This window comes from Kitasatospora sp. NPDC058048 (genome assembly GCF_042885555.1).
Classification (GTDB): domain Bacteria; phylum Actinomycetota; class Actinomycetes; order Streptomycetales; family Streptomycetaceae; genus Kitasatospora; species Kitasatospora lactacystinica.
This window is the reverse complement of record NZ_JBHVRT010000007.1, coordinates 203,268-219,828: the sequence shown is the minus strand read 5'-3', so window position 1 is coordinate 219,828 and position 16,561 is coordinate 203,268. Positions and strand designations below refer to the sequence as shown.

Annotated in this window: 11 protein-coding genes; 10 read left to right on the top strand and 1 reads right to left on the bottom strand. The window is 74.1% G+C overall.

The annotated features are described in order from the left end of the window. Positions 1–4: 4 nt before the first annotated feature. From ACFVVA_RS10170 to ACFVVA_RS10125, 10 genes are all read left to right on the top strand, one after another. Positions 5–514: a phage baseplate assembly protein V gene (locus tag ACFVVA_RS10170; RefSeq protein WP_360341224.1), complete on the top strand. Its 510-nt coding sequence runs from the start codon at positions 5–7 to the stop codon at positions 512–514. 13 nt (positions 515–527) lie between these two features. Further along, complete coding sequence (locus ACFVVA_RS10165; protein ID WP_387687716.1) at positions 528–860, top strand: hypothetical protein; 333 nt, start codon at positions 528–530, stop codon at positions 858–860. Further along, positions 857–1,285 carry a GPW/gp25 family protein gene (locus ACFVVA_RS10160; RefSeq protein ID WP_387687713.1) on the top strand — a complete coding sequence of 143 codons (429 nt, stop codon included), beginning with the start codon at positions 857–859 and terminating at the stop codon, positions 1,283–1,285. Before ACFVVA_RS10165 ends, ACFVVA_RS10160 begins: the two co-directional genes overlap by 4 nt. Then, positions 1,282–4,491, top strand: a complete 3,210-nt coding sequence (locus tag ACFVVA_RS10155) for a putative baseplate assembly protein (RefSeq protein ID WP_387687710.1) — start codon at positions 1,282–1,284, stop codon at positions 4,489–4,491. The genes ACFVVA_RS10160 and ACFVVA_RS10155 overlap by 4 nt, the downstream gene beginning before the upstream one ends. Then, entirely contained in the window at positions 4,488–8,267 is a 3,780-nt protein-coding gene (locus ACFVVA_RS10150) for a putative baseplate assembly protein (RefSeq protein WP_387687708.1), read from the top strand. Before ACFVVA_RS10155 ends, ACFVVA_RS10150 begins: the two co-directional genes overlap by 4 nt. 64 nt (positions 8,268–8,331) lie before the next feature. Then, the gene (locus ACFVVA_RS10145; protein WP_387687706.1) at positions 8,332–10,551 is read left to right on the top strand and encodes a hypothetical protein; all 2,220 of its coding nucleotides are present in this window, start codon (positions 8,332–8,334) and stop codon (positions 10,549–10,551) included. Between the two features lie 29 nt (positions 10,552–10,580). Further along, positions 10,581–11,996: a DUF6519 domain-containing protein gene (locus tag ACFVVA_RS10140; protein ID WP_387687704.1), complete on the top strand. Its 1,416-nt coding sequence runs from the start codon at positions 10,581–10,583 to the stop codon at positions 11,994–11,996. Between the two features lie 708 nt (positions 11,997–12,704). Continuing rightward, the gene (locus tag ACFVVA_RS10135; RefSeq protein ID WP_387687702.1) at positions 12,705–13,997 is read left to right on the top strand and encodes a hypothetical protein; all 1,293 of its coding nucleotides are present in this window, start codon (positions 12,705–12,707) and stop codon (positions 13,995–13,997) included. Between the two features lie 93 nt (positions 13,998–14,090). Beyond that, the gene (locus ACFVVA_RS10130) at positions 14,091–15,275 is read left to right on the top strand and encodes a macrolide family glycosyltransferase (RefSeq protein WP_387687699.1); all 1,185 of its coding nucleotides are present in this window, start codon (positions 14,091–14,093) and stop codon (positions 15,273–15,275) included. A 327-nt stretch (positions 15,276–15,602) separates the two neighbouring features. Next, on the top strand, positions 15,603–16,031 hold the full coding sequence (locus ACFVVA_RS10125; RefSeq protein WP_387687696.1) for a VOC family protein: 429 nt from the start codon (positions 15,603–15,605) through the stop codon (positions 16,029–16,031). Positions 16,032–16,226: 195 nt separating this feature from the next. Here ACFVVA_RS10125 and ACFVVA_RS10120 read toward each other — a convergent pair whose 3' ends face one another. Continuing rightward, positions 16,227–16,352 carry a hypothetical protein gene (locus tag ACFVVA_RS10120; RefSeq protein WP_387687693.1) on the bottom strand — a complete coding sequence of 42 codons (126 nt, stop codon included), beginning with the start codon at positions 16,350–16,352 and terminating at the stop codon, positions 16,227–16,229. Between the last annotated feature and the right edge of the window lie 209 nt (positions 16,353–16,561).

Sequence of the window (16,561 nt, the reverse complement as noted above, 5' to 3'; positions counted from 1 at the left end):
CCGCATGGCCGAACCGACCCGCTACCTCGGCAAGTTCCGGGGGACGGTGGTGAACAACGCCGACCCGCTCGGGATCGGCCGCATCCAGGCCCAGGTGCCCGACGTACTGGGCGAGGTCGCGTCGACCTGGGCGATGCCCTGCTTCCCGGTGGCCGGTCCGGGCATGGGGCACTACGCCGTCCCGCCGGTGGGGGCGGGCGTGTGGATGGAGTTCGAGCAGGGCGACCAGAGCTATCCGATCTGGACGGGCTGCTGGTACGGCTCCGCCTCCGAGGTGCCGGTGGAGGCGACGACCGGCCCGCCGGGCGTGCCGAACCAGGTGCTGGAGACCACCGGGCGGCGGGTGATCGTACTGTCCGACGACCCGACCACGGGGATCACCCTCCGCACACCGAGCGGGGCCTCGATCGTGATCAACGACTCGGGCATCCGGATCAGCAACGGCCAGGGCGCCTCGATCTCGCTCGTCGGCGCTACCGTTTCCATCAACCAGGACGCCCTGAGCGTGACCTGACGGGGAGAGACTCGTGCCCGGAAATCTGCTGCACGTCAATGCGACGGTGACCTGCCCGCACGGCGCCCAGGCGACGGCCCTGCCCAGCCAGGCCCGGGTGCTGGTCGCCGGTCAGGCCGTCACCGGCACGGCCGACCTGTACACCGTGACCGGCTGCCCGTTCAACGTGGCCGGCAAGCCCCAGCCCTGCGTCACGATCCGCTGGGTGGTGCCGTCCGCCCGGATCCGGGTGAACGGCTCCCCCGCGCTGCCGCAGTCCGCCGTCGGGCTGTGCCAGAGCGCCGAGCAGGTCCCGCAGGGGCCGCCGGTCGTGACCGTCGTCCAGCAGCGGGCGGTGGGGGTATGAACACCGCACAGCACCCCGGGCCCGGCGCCCGGCCGACGGCTCCGCCGCCCGGCCCGGCCCGGACGGACATCGCGTTCCCGTTCCGGATCGACAGCCGCGGGCGCACCGCCGAGGCGGCGTACGACGACCATGTGCGCGACCTGATCGAGCAGTTGCTGTTCACCAGCCCGGGTGAGCGGGTCATGCACCCGGACTTCGGCTGCGGGCTGCTCGACCTGGTCTTCGCACCGAACAGCCCGGAGCTGGCGGCCACCCTGCAACTGTCCGTCCAGGCGGCGCTGCAACGGTGGCTCGGCGACGTCATCGAGGTCGCCGCACTCGACGTGGAGAGCGAGGACAACGTGGTGCGGGTCGAGCTGGCGTACGTCGTGCGCCGGACCGGTACCCAGCGGCAGGACGTCTTCGAGGGCGGGGTGGCGGCATGACCGGGTGGCCCGAACGTCCGACGGCACAGTGCGGGGCGGAACTGCGGCGCGCCGACGTGCGCGCGGCGCACCTGCTGGGCCTGGACGGCACCGAGCTGGAGGACGACGGGCGCACGCTGAGCGTGACCTTCCTCGGCCGGGCGCCGCAGGAGCTGGGCCCGGAGAACATCCGCATCGACGGCGGCCGGCGGATCACCGGCCTGCGCGCCCTCGCGGTCGACCTCGAACGCGCGGACGACCCGGAGCTGGACGACCGGATGCACGTCACCCTCGACCGCACCGGCGACACCTCCCGCTACCGGCTGACCGTGGTCCAGGCGGACGCCTACGGCCGGCCGGGCACCCGCCCGTACCCGGGCTTCGACCCGAGGTACGCGAGCACCGGGTTCTCCTTCGGTGCCGACTGCCCCTCCCCCTATGACTGCCGCACCGAGGAGGACTGCCCGCCCGCCGTCCGGCCGGCCCCGGTCATCGACTACACCGCCCGCGACTACGAGAGCCTGCGGCGGCTCGTGCTGGACCGGATGAGCCTGACCACCCCCGGCCGGACCGAGCGGCACCTGCCCGACCTCGGCATCACCCTGGTCGAGCTGCTCGCCTACACCGCCGACCAACTCTCCTACCAGCAGGACGCGGTGGCCACCGAGGCGTACCTCGACACGGCCCGCCGCCGGGTGTCGGTGCGCCGGCACGTCCGGCTGATCGACTACGCCGTGCACGACGGCTGCAACGCCCGGGCGTTCGTCACCCTGGCGACCGACCGCCCGCTCGCCCTCCACCCCGGCACCTTCCGCTTCGCCGCCGTCGACGTCAGCCGGCTCGGCCCGCAGGAACGCCCGGAACTGTCCACGGTGATCCCCGACGAGCAGCTGGACGCGCTCACCCGGACCGCGGCGGTCGAGGTGTTCGAGCCGCTCGGCGGAACGGACCTGGTGCTGCACCCCGCGCACAACACCATCCGGTTCTGGACCTGGGGCGACCAGGACTGCGTCCTGCCGAAGGGCTCGACCTCCGCCACGCTGCGCGACGACTGGCACGAGGCCGACCGGCCCGAGGACCGCACCCGGCACCTGGCGCTGCGCCCCGGCGACCTGCTGGTCGTCGAGGAGGTGCTCGGCCCACGTACCGGCGCCGCCGCCGACGCCGACCCCGCGCACCGCCAGGCCGTCCGGCTCACCTCGGTCACCCACCTGGTCGACGAGCTGTACGAGCAGCCCGTGGTCGAGGTCGAGTGGGCGCCGGAGGACGCGCTCGCCTTCCCGGTCTGCCTGTCCTCGCACGGCGGGAGCGACTGCGGCCCGATCCCCGACGTGAGCGTCGCCCGCGGCAACGTCGTCCTGGTCGACCACGGCCGCTCGCTCACCTTCTGCGGCGGAGCCCCGGAGACCTTCGCGGTGCCGCCGGATCCGGTCCGGGTGGCGCCCTGCGGGCCGGGCGGGTCCGGCTGCGCGGACCGCGCCGGGGGCAGCCCCGCGGCGGAGGCGATCCACGAACTGCTCGACCGGACCAGGACCGGTCGCCAGCTCGGCCCGCGACAGGTCCGCGAGCTGTACGCGCTGCTCGGCGAGGCGGCGGTCCGGCGGGCCGGGCTGAGCATCCAGCTCGCGCCGGGCGCGAGCGCGGAGGGCGAGGACGGCCAGGGCGCCGTGGTCGAGCCACCCACCGCCGACGCCCAGGCGGCGACGCTGGAGACGCTGCTCGACCAGACCCGCTACCCCGTCCTGCCGCAGCCCTTCCGCCCGGTGCTGCGCTACGCGCCGGTCACCCAGGCGGCCGCCTACCCGGACCGGGCACACGTCTGTGCCCGGCAGGCCGTCCTGCTCGCCGGCATCCCCGAACGGGTCCGGCAGCGGCTGGAGGAACTGTGGCACCGGGCGGACTGCGGCCACCCCCTCTCCCGCGCCGACCTCGCCGAACTGGCCCTGCTGTTCGGGGCCCAGGTGGTGCACGAGCTGCACCTCGCGGACCGGCCCGCCGCCGGGCTGCGCGAACTGCTGGCCCGCCGCACCCGCCTGCTCGCCGCCAAGCTTCGCCGCCTCGACGTGCTCACCGCCCGGACCCGCGCCGGCGGGGTGCTCCGGCGGCCCGGCGTCTGGGAGGTGGCCCAGAGCTGGGGCGGCCGGTACGCCTCCGGGCTCGACCCCGACTCCCCCGCTCTGGCCGGCCCGGCGTCCGGGATCACCGCCCAGGACCCCCGTGCCGCACTGCCGGCCGTCCGGGCCACCGCCGAGGGCCAGGAATGGACGCCCCGCCGGGACCTGCTCTCCGACGGCCGGCGCGACCGGCACTTCGTCGGCGAGCCGGAGGACGACGGCCGCCTCGCGCTGCGCTTCGGCGACGGGCGGCACGGTCGGCCGCCCCGGCCCGGCGCGGAGTTGCGGGTCGCCTACCGGATCGGCAACGGCACGGCCGGCAACGTCGGCGCGGAGGCCATCAACCACCTGGTGGTCTGCCGGGACCAGCCGCCCCACCCAAGGGGGCGCAGCACCGTCACGCCGCCGCAGGACGCGCAACTCCGGGTCCGCAACCCGATGCCCGCGAGCGGCGGCACCGATCCCGAACCGCTCGACCAGGTACGGCAGTCGGCCCCGCTCGCGCTGAGCCGCACCCGGCTGCGCGCTGTCACCGCCGCCGACTACGCGGAGTTGGCCGCAGCCCTGCCGGGCGTCCGGCGGGCCGCCGCCGAACTCCGCTGGACGGGCAGCGTCCAGGAGGTCCACGTCGCCGTCGAACCGTACGGGCGGGCCACCGCGGACACCGCCCTGCTGGCGGCGGTCGGCGACGGTCTGGAGGCGTACCGCCGGATCGGCCACGACCTGGTCGTCCGCCCCGCCCTGGTGGTGCCGCTCGACCTCGAACTGCGGGTCTGCGCCGCCCCCGGCTACCAACGCGGCCACGTGCTGGCCGAGTTGCGCCGGGTACTGGGCAGCCGCGCCCTGCCGGACGGCCGGCTCGGCTTCTTCCACCCGGACGCGCTGGGCTTCGGCGAGCCGGTCCGGGTCTCCCGGCTGGTGGCCGTCGCCGCCGCCGTGCCGGGCGTGGTCAGCGCCCAGGTCACCCGGCTGCGGCGGCAGTTCGGGCGGGACGACGGAGAGCTGGCCGACGGGCTGCTGCGGCTCGGCGCGCTGGAGATCGCCGGCTGCGACAACGACCCCGACCGGCCGGAGAACGGCCGGCTCTCGATCGTGATCGGAGGCGGCCGATGAACGGCCAGTGCACCTGCGGCTGCTCGGGCACCGCCACCGCGACCCCGGCGCCGCTGTTCAACCCGCCCGGGCTGGACGCCATCGGCTACCGGGTCGGCCGCTACGGGGAGTTCCTCGACAGCCTGCTCGCCCGGCTGTCCGGCCCCGCCTACCCGGCGCTGCGCGACCTGACCGTCCGCACCCCGGACGACCCGGCGATCGCGCTGCTGGACTCCTGGGCCGTGCTCGCCGACGTGCTCACCTTCTACTCGGAGCGGATCGCCAACGAGGGCTACCTGCGCACCGCCGTCGAGGGAGAGTCGCTCACCCTGCTCGGCCGCCTCGTCGGGCACCGGCCCCGGCCCGGCGTGGCCGCCGACACCTACCTCGCCTACACCCTCGACCACGACCCGCGGGCCGCCGAGGACCCGACCGTGGTCGTCCCGCGCGGCGCCCGCAGCCAGAGCGTCCCCGGCCCCGGCGAGGACCCGCAGTCCTTCGAGACCGCGGAGGACCTCGCCGCCCGCTCGGCCTGGAACGAGCTGGCCGTGCTGCGCCGCCGCCCGTACCAGCTGACACCCGGACAGCTGAACCCCGGCGGGCGGGCCGAGCTGTTCGCCGCCGGGACCGCCAACAACATCAGGCCCGGCGACCGGCTGCTGTTCGTCTTCAGCGCCGACAAGGCCGCCGACCCGGTCCACCGGGTGATGCGGCTGGTGCCCGAGGTACGGCTCGACCGCGAGAACGACGTCACGGTGATCGGGCTGCCCCGGGACCTGCGCACCCTCAAGGACCTGCGCGCCGAACTGTCGGACTGGATCACCGTCTCCGAGGACGCCCCGAACCCCAGGCCCGGGCACAGCCGGATCATCCGGGACTTCGACGACCAGGTGCTGACCCCGCTGCGCGCCGACCTCGACCGGCCGTCCGGCCCGCTGAGCACCCCGGCCGACTTCGCCGAGCGGCTCACCCCGGTGATCGCCCGGGCGGCGGAGGCCGCCGAACTGGCGCACTCCCGGCAGCCGGTGGCCGACTGGTTCGGACGCCTCGGCGAGGAACTGTCCGGCCTGCGCGACCGCGCCCACCAGCTGGAGCCGCCGCAGGTCCCCGACAAGCCCGGACCGAATCCTCCCGGCACCGGCACCGCCGACCCGGCCGTCCGCGGACTCGGCTCGGTGCTGGCGGCGCTGCGCACCGCTCCCGTCCGGCCCCCGCTGAGCGCCCGGGACCTCACCCGCGACCCGCAGCGCCTGTTCGCGCCCGGATCGGACCTCGGCGTGCAACTGCTGTCCGCGCTCGACCCCCGGCTGCGCGACGGCCTCTACCCGGCCTGGCGGCGGGTCGACCTGACGGCGCCGCTCGCCGTGCACGAGATCCAGGCGATGCGGGTGGTCGCCACCCCGTTCGGCGCCACCGCGCCGCTCAAGCCCGTCTACGGCAACGACGGCCGGATCGACCGCTACGTGGACTGGCCGCTCGCCGGCAGCACGCTGATCGGCGTCCGGATCGGCTTCGACACCGCCGGCACCGTCCCGAGGACCGCCGACTTCACGTACGTCGAGGCCGGCAGCCTGACGCACGACGGCTTCTCGCTGCCATGGGACCACACCTTCACCCTCGGCCCCGGACAGGTCAAGGTGGTCACCGTCGAGCCGCCCGCACCGGCACCGAACCCGCACGCCGCCGCCGTGCGCGCCGCGGTGCCCGCTCCCGACCAGGAGGCCGGGGTCAGCGCCGAGTTCCTGGCCGAACTGCCCGAGCGCACCGTCTTCGTGTCCCGCCCGCAGGCCGACGGCCGCGTCCACGTGAAGGTGGACGGCGGGCCCGGCTCCGCGCTCGACTACCAGCTCGAACCGGGCCAGGAGAAGACCGGCGAGTCCGGCGAGCTGAACGTCCGGGTCCACCGCTACACCGCCACCGACGAGTCGCCGCCCGCGGTCGAGGTGGTGTTCACCACCAAGCTGCAGCCGGTCTCCGGCACCGTCCTCACCCTCGACGCCGTCTACGACCAGATCGCGCCCGGCAGTTGGGTGGTCATCCAGCGCCCGCGCAAGGGGATCGACGGCGGCATCCCGGGCAGCCGCGACCTCGCCGAGGTCATCACCCGGGTGACCGACGTGCGCGTGATCTCCCGCGCCGACTTCGGCATCACCGGCAAGGTGACCGAACTGTCCCTCCAACAACCGTGGTTGGACGAGAAGGACACCCAGCTCTCGGACATCCGGGACACCACCGTCTACGCCCGCGGCGAGTCCCTGCGGCTCGCCGACGAGCCCGTCACCGAGGACGTCCACGGCGACCGGATCGAACTCGCCCGGCTCTACGACGGGCTGACCCCCGGCCGGTGGATCGCGGTCGGCGGCGAGCGGACCGACATCCCGAACACCACCGGGGTCCGGGGCACCGAACTCGCCATGATCGCCGGTGTCGGGCAGAGCGTCGACCCGCGCCTGCCCGGGGACACCGTCCGCACCGCGATCACGCTCAGTGCCCCGCTCGCCTACCGCTACCGGCGCGACACCGTCCAGGTCCTCGGCAACGTGGTCCGCGCCACCCAGGGGGCCACCCGCGACGAGGCCGTCGGCAGCGGCGACGCCGGGGCCCCCGGCCAGCGCTTCACGCTCTGGCAGTCACCGCTCACCTGGCTGGCCGCCGACACCCCCGGGGGCGCGCGCAGCACCCTGGAGATCCGGGTCGACGGGGTGCGCTGGCACGAGGTCGACAGCCTCGCCGGGCGCGGCGCCGACGAACGGGTCTACGTCACCTCGACCGCCGCCGACGGCCGCACCACCGTCACCTTCGGCGACGGCGTGCACGGTTCGCGCCTGCCCACCGGCCAGGAGAACGTCCGCGCCCGCTACCGGATCGGCATCGGCGAGTCGGGAAACGTCGGCGTCGGCCGGATCACCCAGCTCACCACCCGTCCGCTCGGCGTCTCCGCCGTCGTCAACCCGCTGCCCGCCACCGGCGGCGCCGGCCCGGACGGCCCGGATCTGGCCAGGCGCAACATCCCGCTCGCCGTCACGGCACTCGACCGGCTCGTCTCGGTGCCCGACTACGAGGACTTCACCCGCTCCCGGGCCGGCATCGGGCGCGCCGGCGCCACCCGGCTCTCGGACGGCCGGCGGGAGCTCGTCCACGTCACGGTCGCCGGGGTGGACGACATCCCGCTCACCCCGGACTCCGACCTGATCCGCACCCTGCACTCCTCACTCACCGCCTACGGGGACCCGAGGCTTCCGGTCGAGGTCGCGCTGCGCGAACTCGTCCTGCTGGTCCTCGCCCTGAGCGTCAAGGTCGACCCGGACCACTCCTGGGACCTGGTCGAACCGGTGCTGCGCCGCGCCCTGCTCGACCGCCTCGGCTACGCCGGGCGCCAACTCGGCCAGAGCGCCCACCTGTCCGAAGTGCTCGCCGTCGCCCAGACCGTCCCCGGCGTGGACCGGGTCGACGTCGACGCCTTCACCGGTGTGCCCGGCAGCCTCACCCCGGAGGGCCTGGAACACCTGTCCGAGCAGCTCGCCCAGCCCCAGCCGATCGTCCCGGCCCGGCTCGCCCGCTTCGACGAACAGCGCTACCGGGTGCGGGACCCCGACGGGGAGACCCTCACCGACATCGCCGCCCGCAACGGCGTCTCCGTCGCGGAGCTGCTGCGCCTCAACCCGTCCGTCACCGACACTCGCCCGCTGCCGGCCGGCCGCGCGGTGACGGTGTTCCGCGGCATCCGTCCGGCCCAACTCGCCCTGCTGTCACCGAATCTTCCCGACACGTTGATCCTCAAGGAGATCCGCGCATGAGTGAGCGACGGGGGTCCCCCCGGCCGGAGGCCGAGGGAGAGCGAATCGTCGAGAGGTGCGTCCGATGAATCGCGACCCGGACGGACTGCTGGAACTGCTGCCGCAGTGGCACCGGCTGAGGGACACCGACGCGGGCGAGCCGCTGCGCGCCCTGCTGGCCGTCGTCGCCGAGCAGGTCGACGTCGTGCGCAGCGGCATCGAACAGGGCTACCAGGACTGGTTCGTGGAGACCGCCGCCGACTGGGCCGTCGCCTACCTCGGCGACCTGGTCGGCTACCGGATCCTGCCCGGCTACGAGGAGGTGCTCGCCACCGGCCTGCACGGCGGGGCCTCCCCGGAGCGGGCCGCGGCCCGAGACCGGCTCGCCGCCCGGCTGGCGCCGCGGAACGACGTCGCGAACACCGTCGCCTACCGCCGGCGCAAGGGCACGCTCGCCCTGCTGGAGGAGCTGTCCGCCTCGGTCGCCGACTGGCCGGCCCGGGCGGTCGAGCTCTCCCGGCTGCTCGGCGGCACCCAGCCGGTACGGCTGCTGCGCCCCGACGAGGAGGCGGCCGACCGTCAGAGGCTGGGCCGGGGCCGGCTGGTCGACGTGCGGCGCGGCGCCGAACTGGACCTGCTCGGCGGGCCCTTCGACGGACAGGCGCACACCACCGACGTCCGCCGGGCCGCATCCACCCGCCGCCAGGGCGGCCGCACGCCGGCCGGTGTCGCCCTGTACGTCTGGCGGCTGAAGCCGTACCCGGTCACCCGGGCGCCCGCGTACTGCATCGACCGGGCCAGGAACCTCTTCACCTTCTCGGTCCTCGGCAACGACACCCAGCTGATCACCAAACCCGAGCCGGAGCCGTCGACCACCCATCTCGCGGCGATCGACAACGTGCCGGCCCCGATCCGGCGCCGGCAGCTCGCCGAGCGCCCGGCCGACTACTACGGGCCCGGCAAGAGCTTCGCCATCTGGCGCGACGGCGCCCAGGAGCCGGTCCCGCCCGCCGAGATCACGGTGGCCGACCTGAGCGACTGGACGTACCGGCCCAAGCGCGGCCAGGTCGCCATCGACCCGCTGCTCGGCCGGATCGCCTTCGGCGCCCGCTCCGCCCCGCGCCGCGGCGTCTGGGTCGACTACCACTACGCGTTCGGCGGCGACACCGGCGGTGGGGAGTACCCGCGCGACCGCCCGGAGGCCCGGCACCGGACGCTCTACCGGGTCGGCCCCGGCGAGCCGTACGAACGGATCAACGACGCCTACCAGCAGTGGCGTGCCGACCAGGAGGACGGCAGCGCGGGCGGCGCCGCCGTCATCGAGATCACCCACAGCGGCGCCTACCAGGAGCAGCTGGACTTCGACCTGGCGGAGAACGACCACCTCGAACTGCGCGCCGCCGAGGGCAACCGGCCGGTGATCCGGCTGCTCGACTGGTACAGCAACCGGCCGGACGCGCTCAACGTGCGGGGCATCTGCCCGGGCGGGCGGCTGGTCCTGGACGGACTGCTGATCACCGGTCGCGGGGTCAACGTCACCGGACCGCTGGCCTCCGTCACCCTGCGGCACTGCACCCTGGTGCCGGGCTGGTCGCTGGAGCCGCACTGCGAACCGCACTCGCCGCAGGAACCCAGCCTGGTGCTGGACCACACCACCGCCTGCGTGACGATCGAGAGCAGCATCCTGGGCACGATCCAGGTCGTCGGCGACGAGGTGGACACCGACCCGCTGGAGATCCACCTCGCCGACAGCATCCTGGACGCCACCGGGCCCGAGCGCCCGGCGCTCTCCGGGCCCGACTGCGAGCACGCCCACGCGCTGCTGCACGCCCACCGCTCCACGGTGGTCGGCGAGGTGCACACCCACGCTGTGCCGATCGCCGAGGACTGCGTGTTCACCGGGCGGCTGCGGGTGGCCCGCCGCTCGCTCGGCTGCCTGCGGTTCTGCTACGTCCCGCCGTGCTCGCGCACCCCGCGCCGGTACGAGTGCCAGCCCGACCTGGTGCGCTCGGCGGTGACCGAACTGGTCGAGCGCGGCGAACTGGACCCGGCGCAGGCCGCCCGGCTGCGCGAGCTGGAGGCCGAGCGGGTCCGCCCGCTGTTCACCAGCCTCCGCTACGGCACGCCCGGCTACGGGCAGTTGGCCGCCGGGTGCGCGCCGGAGATCACCCGCGGTGCCGAGGACCGCTCCGAACTCGGCGCCTTCCACGACCTGTTCCAGCCCCAGCGCGAGGACAACCTGCGGGCGCGGCTGGCCGAGTACACCCCGGCCGGCACCGACGCCGGGATCTTCTTCGTCTCCTGACCCGCCCCGATGACTCCGAGAGGCAAACCGTGCACGCAGACTTCTCGCGCCTGACCTTCCGGCCCGGCAAGCACTACTCCGCGGTGCTGACCCAGCAGGGCCGGGTCCAGCTCGACGCCGACGCCAACGAACAGGCCGCGATCGAGCGGTACCAGCTGCGCGCGCTCGCCGCCGACCTGATCGGCCGCCGCGGCGGACCGGCCGGGGCGGCCGGATTCGCGATCGGCTACGTGCCGGGCAACCACGACGTGGACGACCTCACCATCGGCGGCGGCCGCTACTACGTGGACGGCATCCTGTGCGAGGCCGACCGGCCCGAGCCCGGCATCGCCGTGCCCGACGACGGCGGCCAGGGCAACGGCGGCGACGCCCGGGAGGCGCCCGCCGGCTGGACGTACTGGGACCAGCCGGACGCCTACCGGGACCAGGAGCGCGACGGCGACCGGCTGCCCGGCGAGTTCCCGTTCCTGGTCTACCTGAAGGTCTGGGAGCGCAGCGTCACCGCCGTCGAGGACCCGGAGATCCGCGAGGTCGCGCTCGGTGCGGCGATGCCCGACACGGCGGCCCGGGCCAAGCTCGTCTGGCAGGTACTCGCCCTGCCCGCCTCGGAGTTGAGCGTTCCGGACGGCGGGGCGTCCCGGGTGCGGGAGGCCTTCGACGCGTGGGCCGAGGCGCACGAGCGGCCGGGCGGACTGCTGGCCGCGCGCGCCAGGCGGCCGGAGCGGGCGAGCGAGGACCCGTGCCTGGCCCACCCCGAGGCCGGCTACCGGGGCCCGGAGAACCAGCTGTACCGGGTGGAGGTCCACCACGGCGGCTCGGCGGAGGGCTGCGCCACGTTCAAGTGGTCCCGGGAGAACGGCTCGGTCGTCCTGCCGATCGCCTCGATCGAGGGCGTCTGGGTCGACCTCACCACGCTGGGCGACGACGACAAGCTCAGCCTCTCGGTCGGAGACTGGGTCGAGGTCGCGGACAGCGCGTACGTCAGCCGCAGCGAGGCAGCGAACCTGCTCCAGGTGGAGGAGACCGACCTGCCCGGGCGCCGGGTGCGGCTGTCCGCCGAACCGGTACCGGAGGTCGGGCGGCTGGCCGAGCGCCACCCCTTCCTGCGCCGCTGGGACCACCGGGCCCCCCGCGGCCGGGACGCCCTGCCGCTGGCCGGCGGCGCCCTGCAGCTCAAGGAGGGCGCCTGGCTCGACCTGGAGGACGGCGTCCAGGTGTACTTCCGACCGGGCGGCGCGTACACCCGGGGCGACTACTGGCTCGTCCCCGCACGGACCGCCACCGGCTCGGTGGAGTGGCCGCAGAACACGGCCGGTGAGGCGCTGCTCCGGGAACCGGCCGGGGTCCGGGTGCACCATGCCCCGCTCGCCTGGGTGAAGGGCCCGACCACGGTCGTCGACCTCCGACAGACCTTCGCCCCGCTGACCGCCCCCACCCCGCAGTAGGGCCTGCAGCCGGGGGGATCGGGTCCGGGGCGGCCGACCGCTCCACCGGCTCCCGGCCCGGCACACAGCCCGGCCGGGACGACGACTGCATCGAGATCACCGGCATCCGCGGGATCGCGCCCTTCTCGTTCCCGGCGGCGTCGTACTCGGCCACGATCCACAGTGCGGACTCGGGGGCCGAACCTACGGCGCTCCGGCCTCGGGGCCGGGCCGGACCCGGGCGGCTCGGTCACTGGTCATGGGGGTGGAACCGCCCCTCGTGTGCTTGCGGGCCGACCCGGCCGGCGGGACGGTGCCGCCCGGGGCCGGCCGCGGGGCCGGTGGATCCGGGGCCGGGGCCCGGTCGCCCGACGATCACCGACTCCGCCGCTGCCACGAACGACACCGGGGTGACGGGTCCAAACATGCGGAACAGCGGTGCCCCGATTCTGGCTCGTTTCCCGCACTCGGCGCCCGGTGGCCCCAGGTCGTGCTTGTGGCGGGAGGGATGCGCACCTAGATTCACGACGTGTCGATCCAGTAGCTGAGAGTGGCAGCGGCGTCCCGCCGTGAACTCGGTGCCCGGCGGTCCGATCGTGGCGGACAACGCCCTCTTCCCCGGTCGGGTGGAGATCCCGCCGCCGGCGATGACCGACGGCGTCACCCCGGCCTGGAAGAAGCCCCACTCCGTTCCCCTTCCTCTCGACTCCCTCGTGGAAAGGCTCACGCATGACCGCCTTCACCGGACAGCACGAGAACGGCCGGCACGTGAACAGCCCGTCGGACCACGACTCGGACCCGCACGAGACCGACCTGCGCCGGATCCGCGCCCTGATCCTGGCGGCGGACGGGCCCGAGGAGCAGCTTGCGGCGGTGATCAGGTCGGCGGGCGCCGAGCAGACGGCCGCCGACCTGGTGGACGAACTGCTCAGCCGGGCCGACCTGAGCGAGCAACTCGCCGCCGCGGCGGCGGTGGTGCAGTTCGAGCTCGCCTTCGACGGCCAGGTGCTCCGGCACCACCTGCTGACCGGCCCCAAGGCCGAGCACCGCACCGGGCCGGCCGACGAGCCCAGCGCCACCGTCGAGCTGGACCTGCTCGACCTGGCCCGCGCCGTCTTCGGCGCCCGGCACACCGCAGGCCACCGCACGCCCCGGATCACTTGGCACGGCATCGAGGACCCGGCTCGGCTGATGCCCGCGCTGGCGGGCTTCCCGGTCGTCCAGCAGCTGCTCCGCGGCTTGGCGGAACAGCCGCTCGACCTGGCCGAGTTGTCGCTGCGCCACGGTTCGGACAAGTGGGGGCTGCACTACTACACCGAGCACTACGCCCGGCACTTCGCCCCGCTGCGGGACCGGCCGCTCACCATCCTGGAGCTGGGGATCGGCGGCTACGCCGACCCGGCGGCGGGCGGTGGCTCGCTGCGGATGTGGAAGCGCTTCTTCCGGCGGGGCCTCGTCTACGGGGTCGACGTCTACGACAAGACGGCGCTGCGCGAGCAGCGGATCCACACCGTCCAGGGCGACCAGGCGGACCCGGCCTTCCTCACCGCGCTGGCCGAGCGGATCGGGCCGATCGACATCGTCATCGACGACGGCAGCCACTACTGCCCGGACGTCATCGCCGCCTTCGGCGCGCTCTTCCCGCACGTGGTCCCGGGCGGGCTCTATGTGATCGAGGACCTGCAGACCTCCTACTGGCCGGGCTACGGCGGCAGTTCGGAGCGGCTCGACGACCCGACCACCAGCATGGGCTTCCTCAAGCAGCTGCTCGACGGCCTCAACCACGAGGAGCACGAGCCGCCGACCGCGCACCGCCCGAGCGGGACCGACCGGACGCTGGCCGGCGCGCACTTCTACCACAACCTGGCGATCCTCGACAAAGGCCGCAACGAGGAGGGCACCGTCCCCGCCTGGATCCCGCGCCGGCAGCTGAGCGCCGAGGAGATCGCGGGCGCCCAGTGGGCCGCCGAGCTGCAGTCCGAGCCGCAGCCCGAGGCCGGCCCGGACCAGGACCCCAGCTGAGCCGCGCGGCCTGCCGCGCCCCTTCCCCCTCCCACATCGCGCTTCTTGCTTCCCTCTTCCCTCGTTCCTCCTCCCGATACCGAAGGAGTAGCAGTGAGCCACATCCTGATGGTCAACATCCCGGCCCACGGCCATGTCTTCCCCACCCTGGCGGTCGTCGGTGAACTGGTACGCCGCGGGCACCGGGTCACCTACGCGGCCGTCGACGACTTCGCCCAGGCCCTGGCCGAGGTCGGCGCCGAACACCTGCGCTACGACTCCACCCAGCCGCTGGACAGCGTGGGCGGTCCCGAGAACGGGCGCACCCCGCTGATCTTCCTGGACGAGAACATCGCCATCCTGCGCGCGGTCCAGGAGTGGTTCGGCGACGCCAGGCCCGATGCGGTGGTCTACGACGCCGTGGCCTTCCAGGCCGGCCGGGTACTGGCCCACACCTGGGGGCTCCCGGCCGTCCAGTCGACGCCGTTCTTCGCCTCCAACGACACCTACTCCTTCGTGCAGCAGATGATGGAGGCGGACGGCGCGGTCCCGCTCACCGAGGAGGTGCTGGTCGAATTCGGCGGGCGGATGGCCGAGTTGCTGGCCTCGCACGGCATCGACGAGCCGGCGCACGAGTTCATGATGCGCACCGAGGCCCTCAACCTCGTCCACGTGCCGCGGTTCTTCCAGCCGCACGGCGAGAGCTTCGACGAGCGCTTCGCCTTCGTCGGACCGTGCCTCGCGGACCGCTCCTTCCTGGGGGAGTGGCAGCCCCCGGCGAGCGGCCTGCCGGTGGCGCTGGTCTCGATGGGGACCGTGCACAACAAGCATCCGGAGTTCTTCCGGCTGTGCGTGGACGCCTTCGCCGAGCTGCCCTGGCACGCCGTCGTCTCGGTCGGCGAAGGGATGGACCCGGCCGACCTCGGTCCGCTGCCGGACAACGTCGAGGTCCACCGCTGGGTCTCGCACCTGGCGGTGCTCCGGCACGCCCGGCTGGTGATCACCCACGGCGGCATGGGCGGCGTGCTGGAGTCCCTGGACGCCGGCTGCCCGATGCTCGCAGTGCCGTCCTGGCCGGACGTCGCGGCCAACACCGCGCGGGTGGCCGAGCTGGGCCTCGGCCGGGAACTGCTGCCGGCGGAGGCCGACGTGAGCCTGCTGCGGGCCGCGATCACCGAGGTGGCCGCCGACGCGGCCGTGCGGGAGCGGGGCGCCGAGGCGCAGCGGCTCACCCGGGAAGCGGGCGGTGCCACCCGCGCCGCCGACGAGATCGAGGCCTACCTGAAGCGCACGATCTGATCCCACCGCAGGGCCCGGCGTCCCCGACGAGAAGCGGAACGATCGACGGCCGCCAGGGGGCCCGGTGGGCGGTGCGCGCCACTATGGCCTGTCTTCAAACTCCCGTCGTCCGCCCGGAGGGCGGGCGGGGCGGCGTTGGGGTGCGTGCATCGCAAGGCGGAGGTGGGGGCACCTCCCGGCCGAAGGCTGGGGGCGGAGCCACTGCGGTGGGGGCACCTCCCGGCCGCCAGGCTGGGGGCCATTGGCGACCGACGACAACGCGGCGAGGTGCGTGCCCCGGCGTCGCCCCGCAGGCGGGGGTTTGAAGACAGGCCATAGGGTGGGCCGATGTCATCGATCAAGCAGTTCCAGGTCACCTTCGACTGTGCGGAACCCGAGCGCCTCGCCCGTTTCTGGTGCGAGGTGCTCGGGTATGTCGTGCCGCCGCCACCGGAGGGGTTCGCCACGTGGGAGGACTACAGGAGCGCGCAGCCGGCCGAGCGGCGGGACGCGTGGTTCGCCTGCGTCGATCCGTCGGGCGTGGGGCCGCGGTTGTACTTCCAGCGCGTTCCCGAGGGCAAGGCCGCCAAGAACCGGCTGCATCTCGACGTGCGGGTCGGTACCGGGCTGGTGGGTGCGGAGCGGCTGGCCGCGCTGGAGGCCGAATGCGCACGGCTGGTCCCGCTCGGCGCGGTACACGTGCGGACGCTGTACGACGGCAACGACGCGTGCATCCCGATGCAGGACATCGAGGGCAATGAGTTCTGCATCGACTGAGGAGAGGCCAAGGCGTGCCGCGCCGACAGCTCTTGATGGGCCGTCAGGCATCCGAGGGGCGGTGTGCGGGCGATCCGGGCAGAGCCGTTTCGGGGAGTTCCTCGCCGGCAGCCGCTCCGTCGGGGCCTCCGGGTGCCGGGCTCCGGCGCTCCTCCCGGGCGGTCGGGAGGCCTTCCTCCGGGAGCTCTCCGACCGTCAGCCCGGTGTCCCGGAGCCCTGCTCGTGCCGGCCCCGCACGACCTCGTAGGTCCGGTGGAGCTCCGGGCCGCGCGGCTCGGTCCCGACGCCGCCGCCGAACAGGTACCCCGAACTCGTGACCACTCCTGTGAACAATGTGAAAGGAGGGGACGGCGGTGCGGCCCAGGCGTCGTGCAGCAGACGTGGGACCGACAGCACAATGCCGCAGAATCCGGCGTTCGACCGGATCGGGAACCCGTCTTGCGGCACGATATCCATACGGTATCCGGATCTGGGAAAATATCTGCCAGCATACCGGCGGAGTGCATTCCCCGCCTTCGGAATGAACTTTT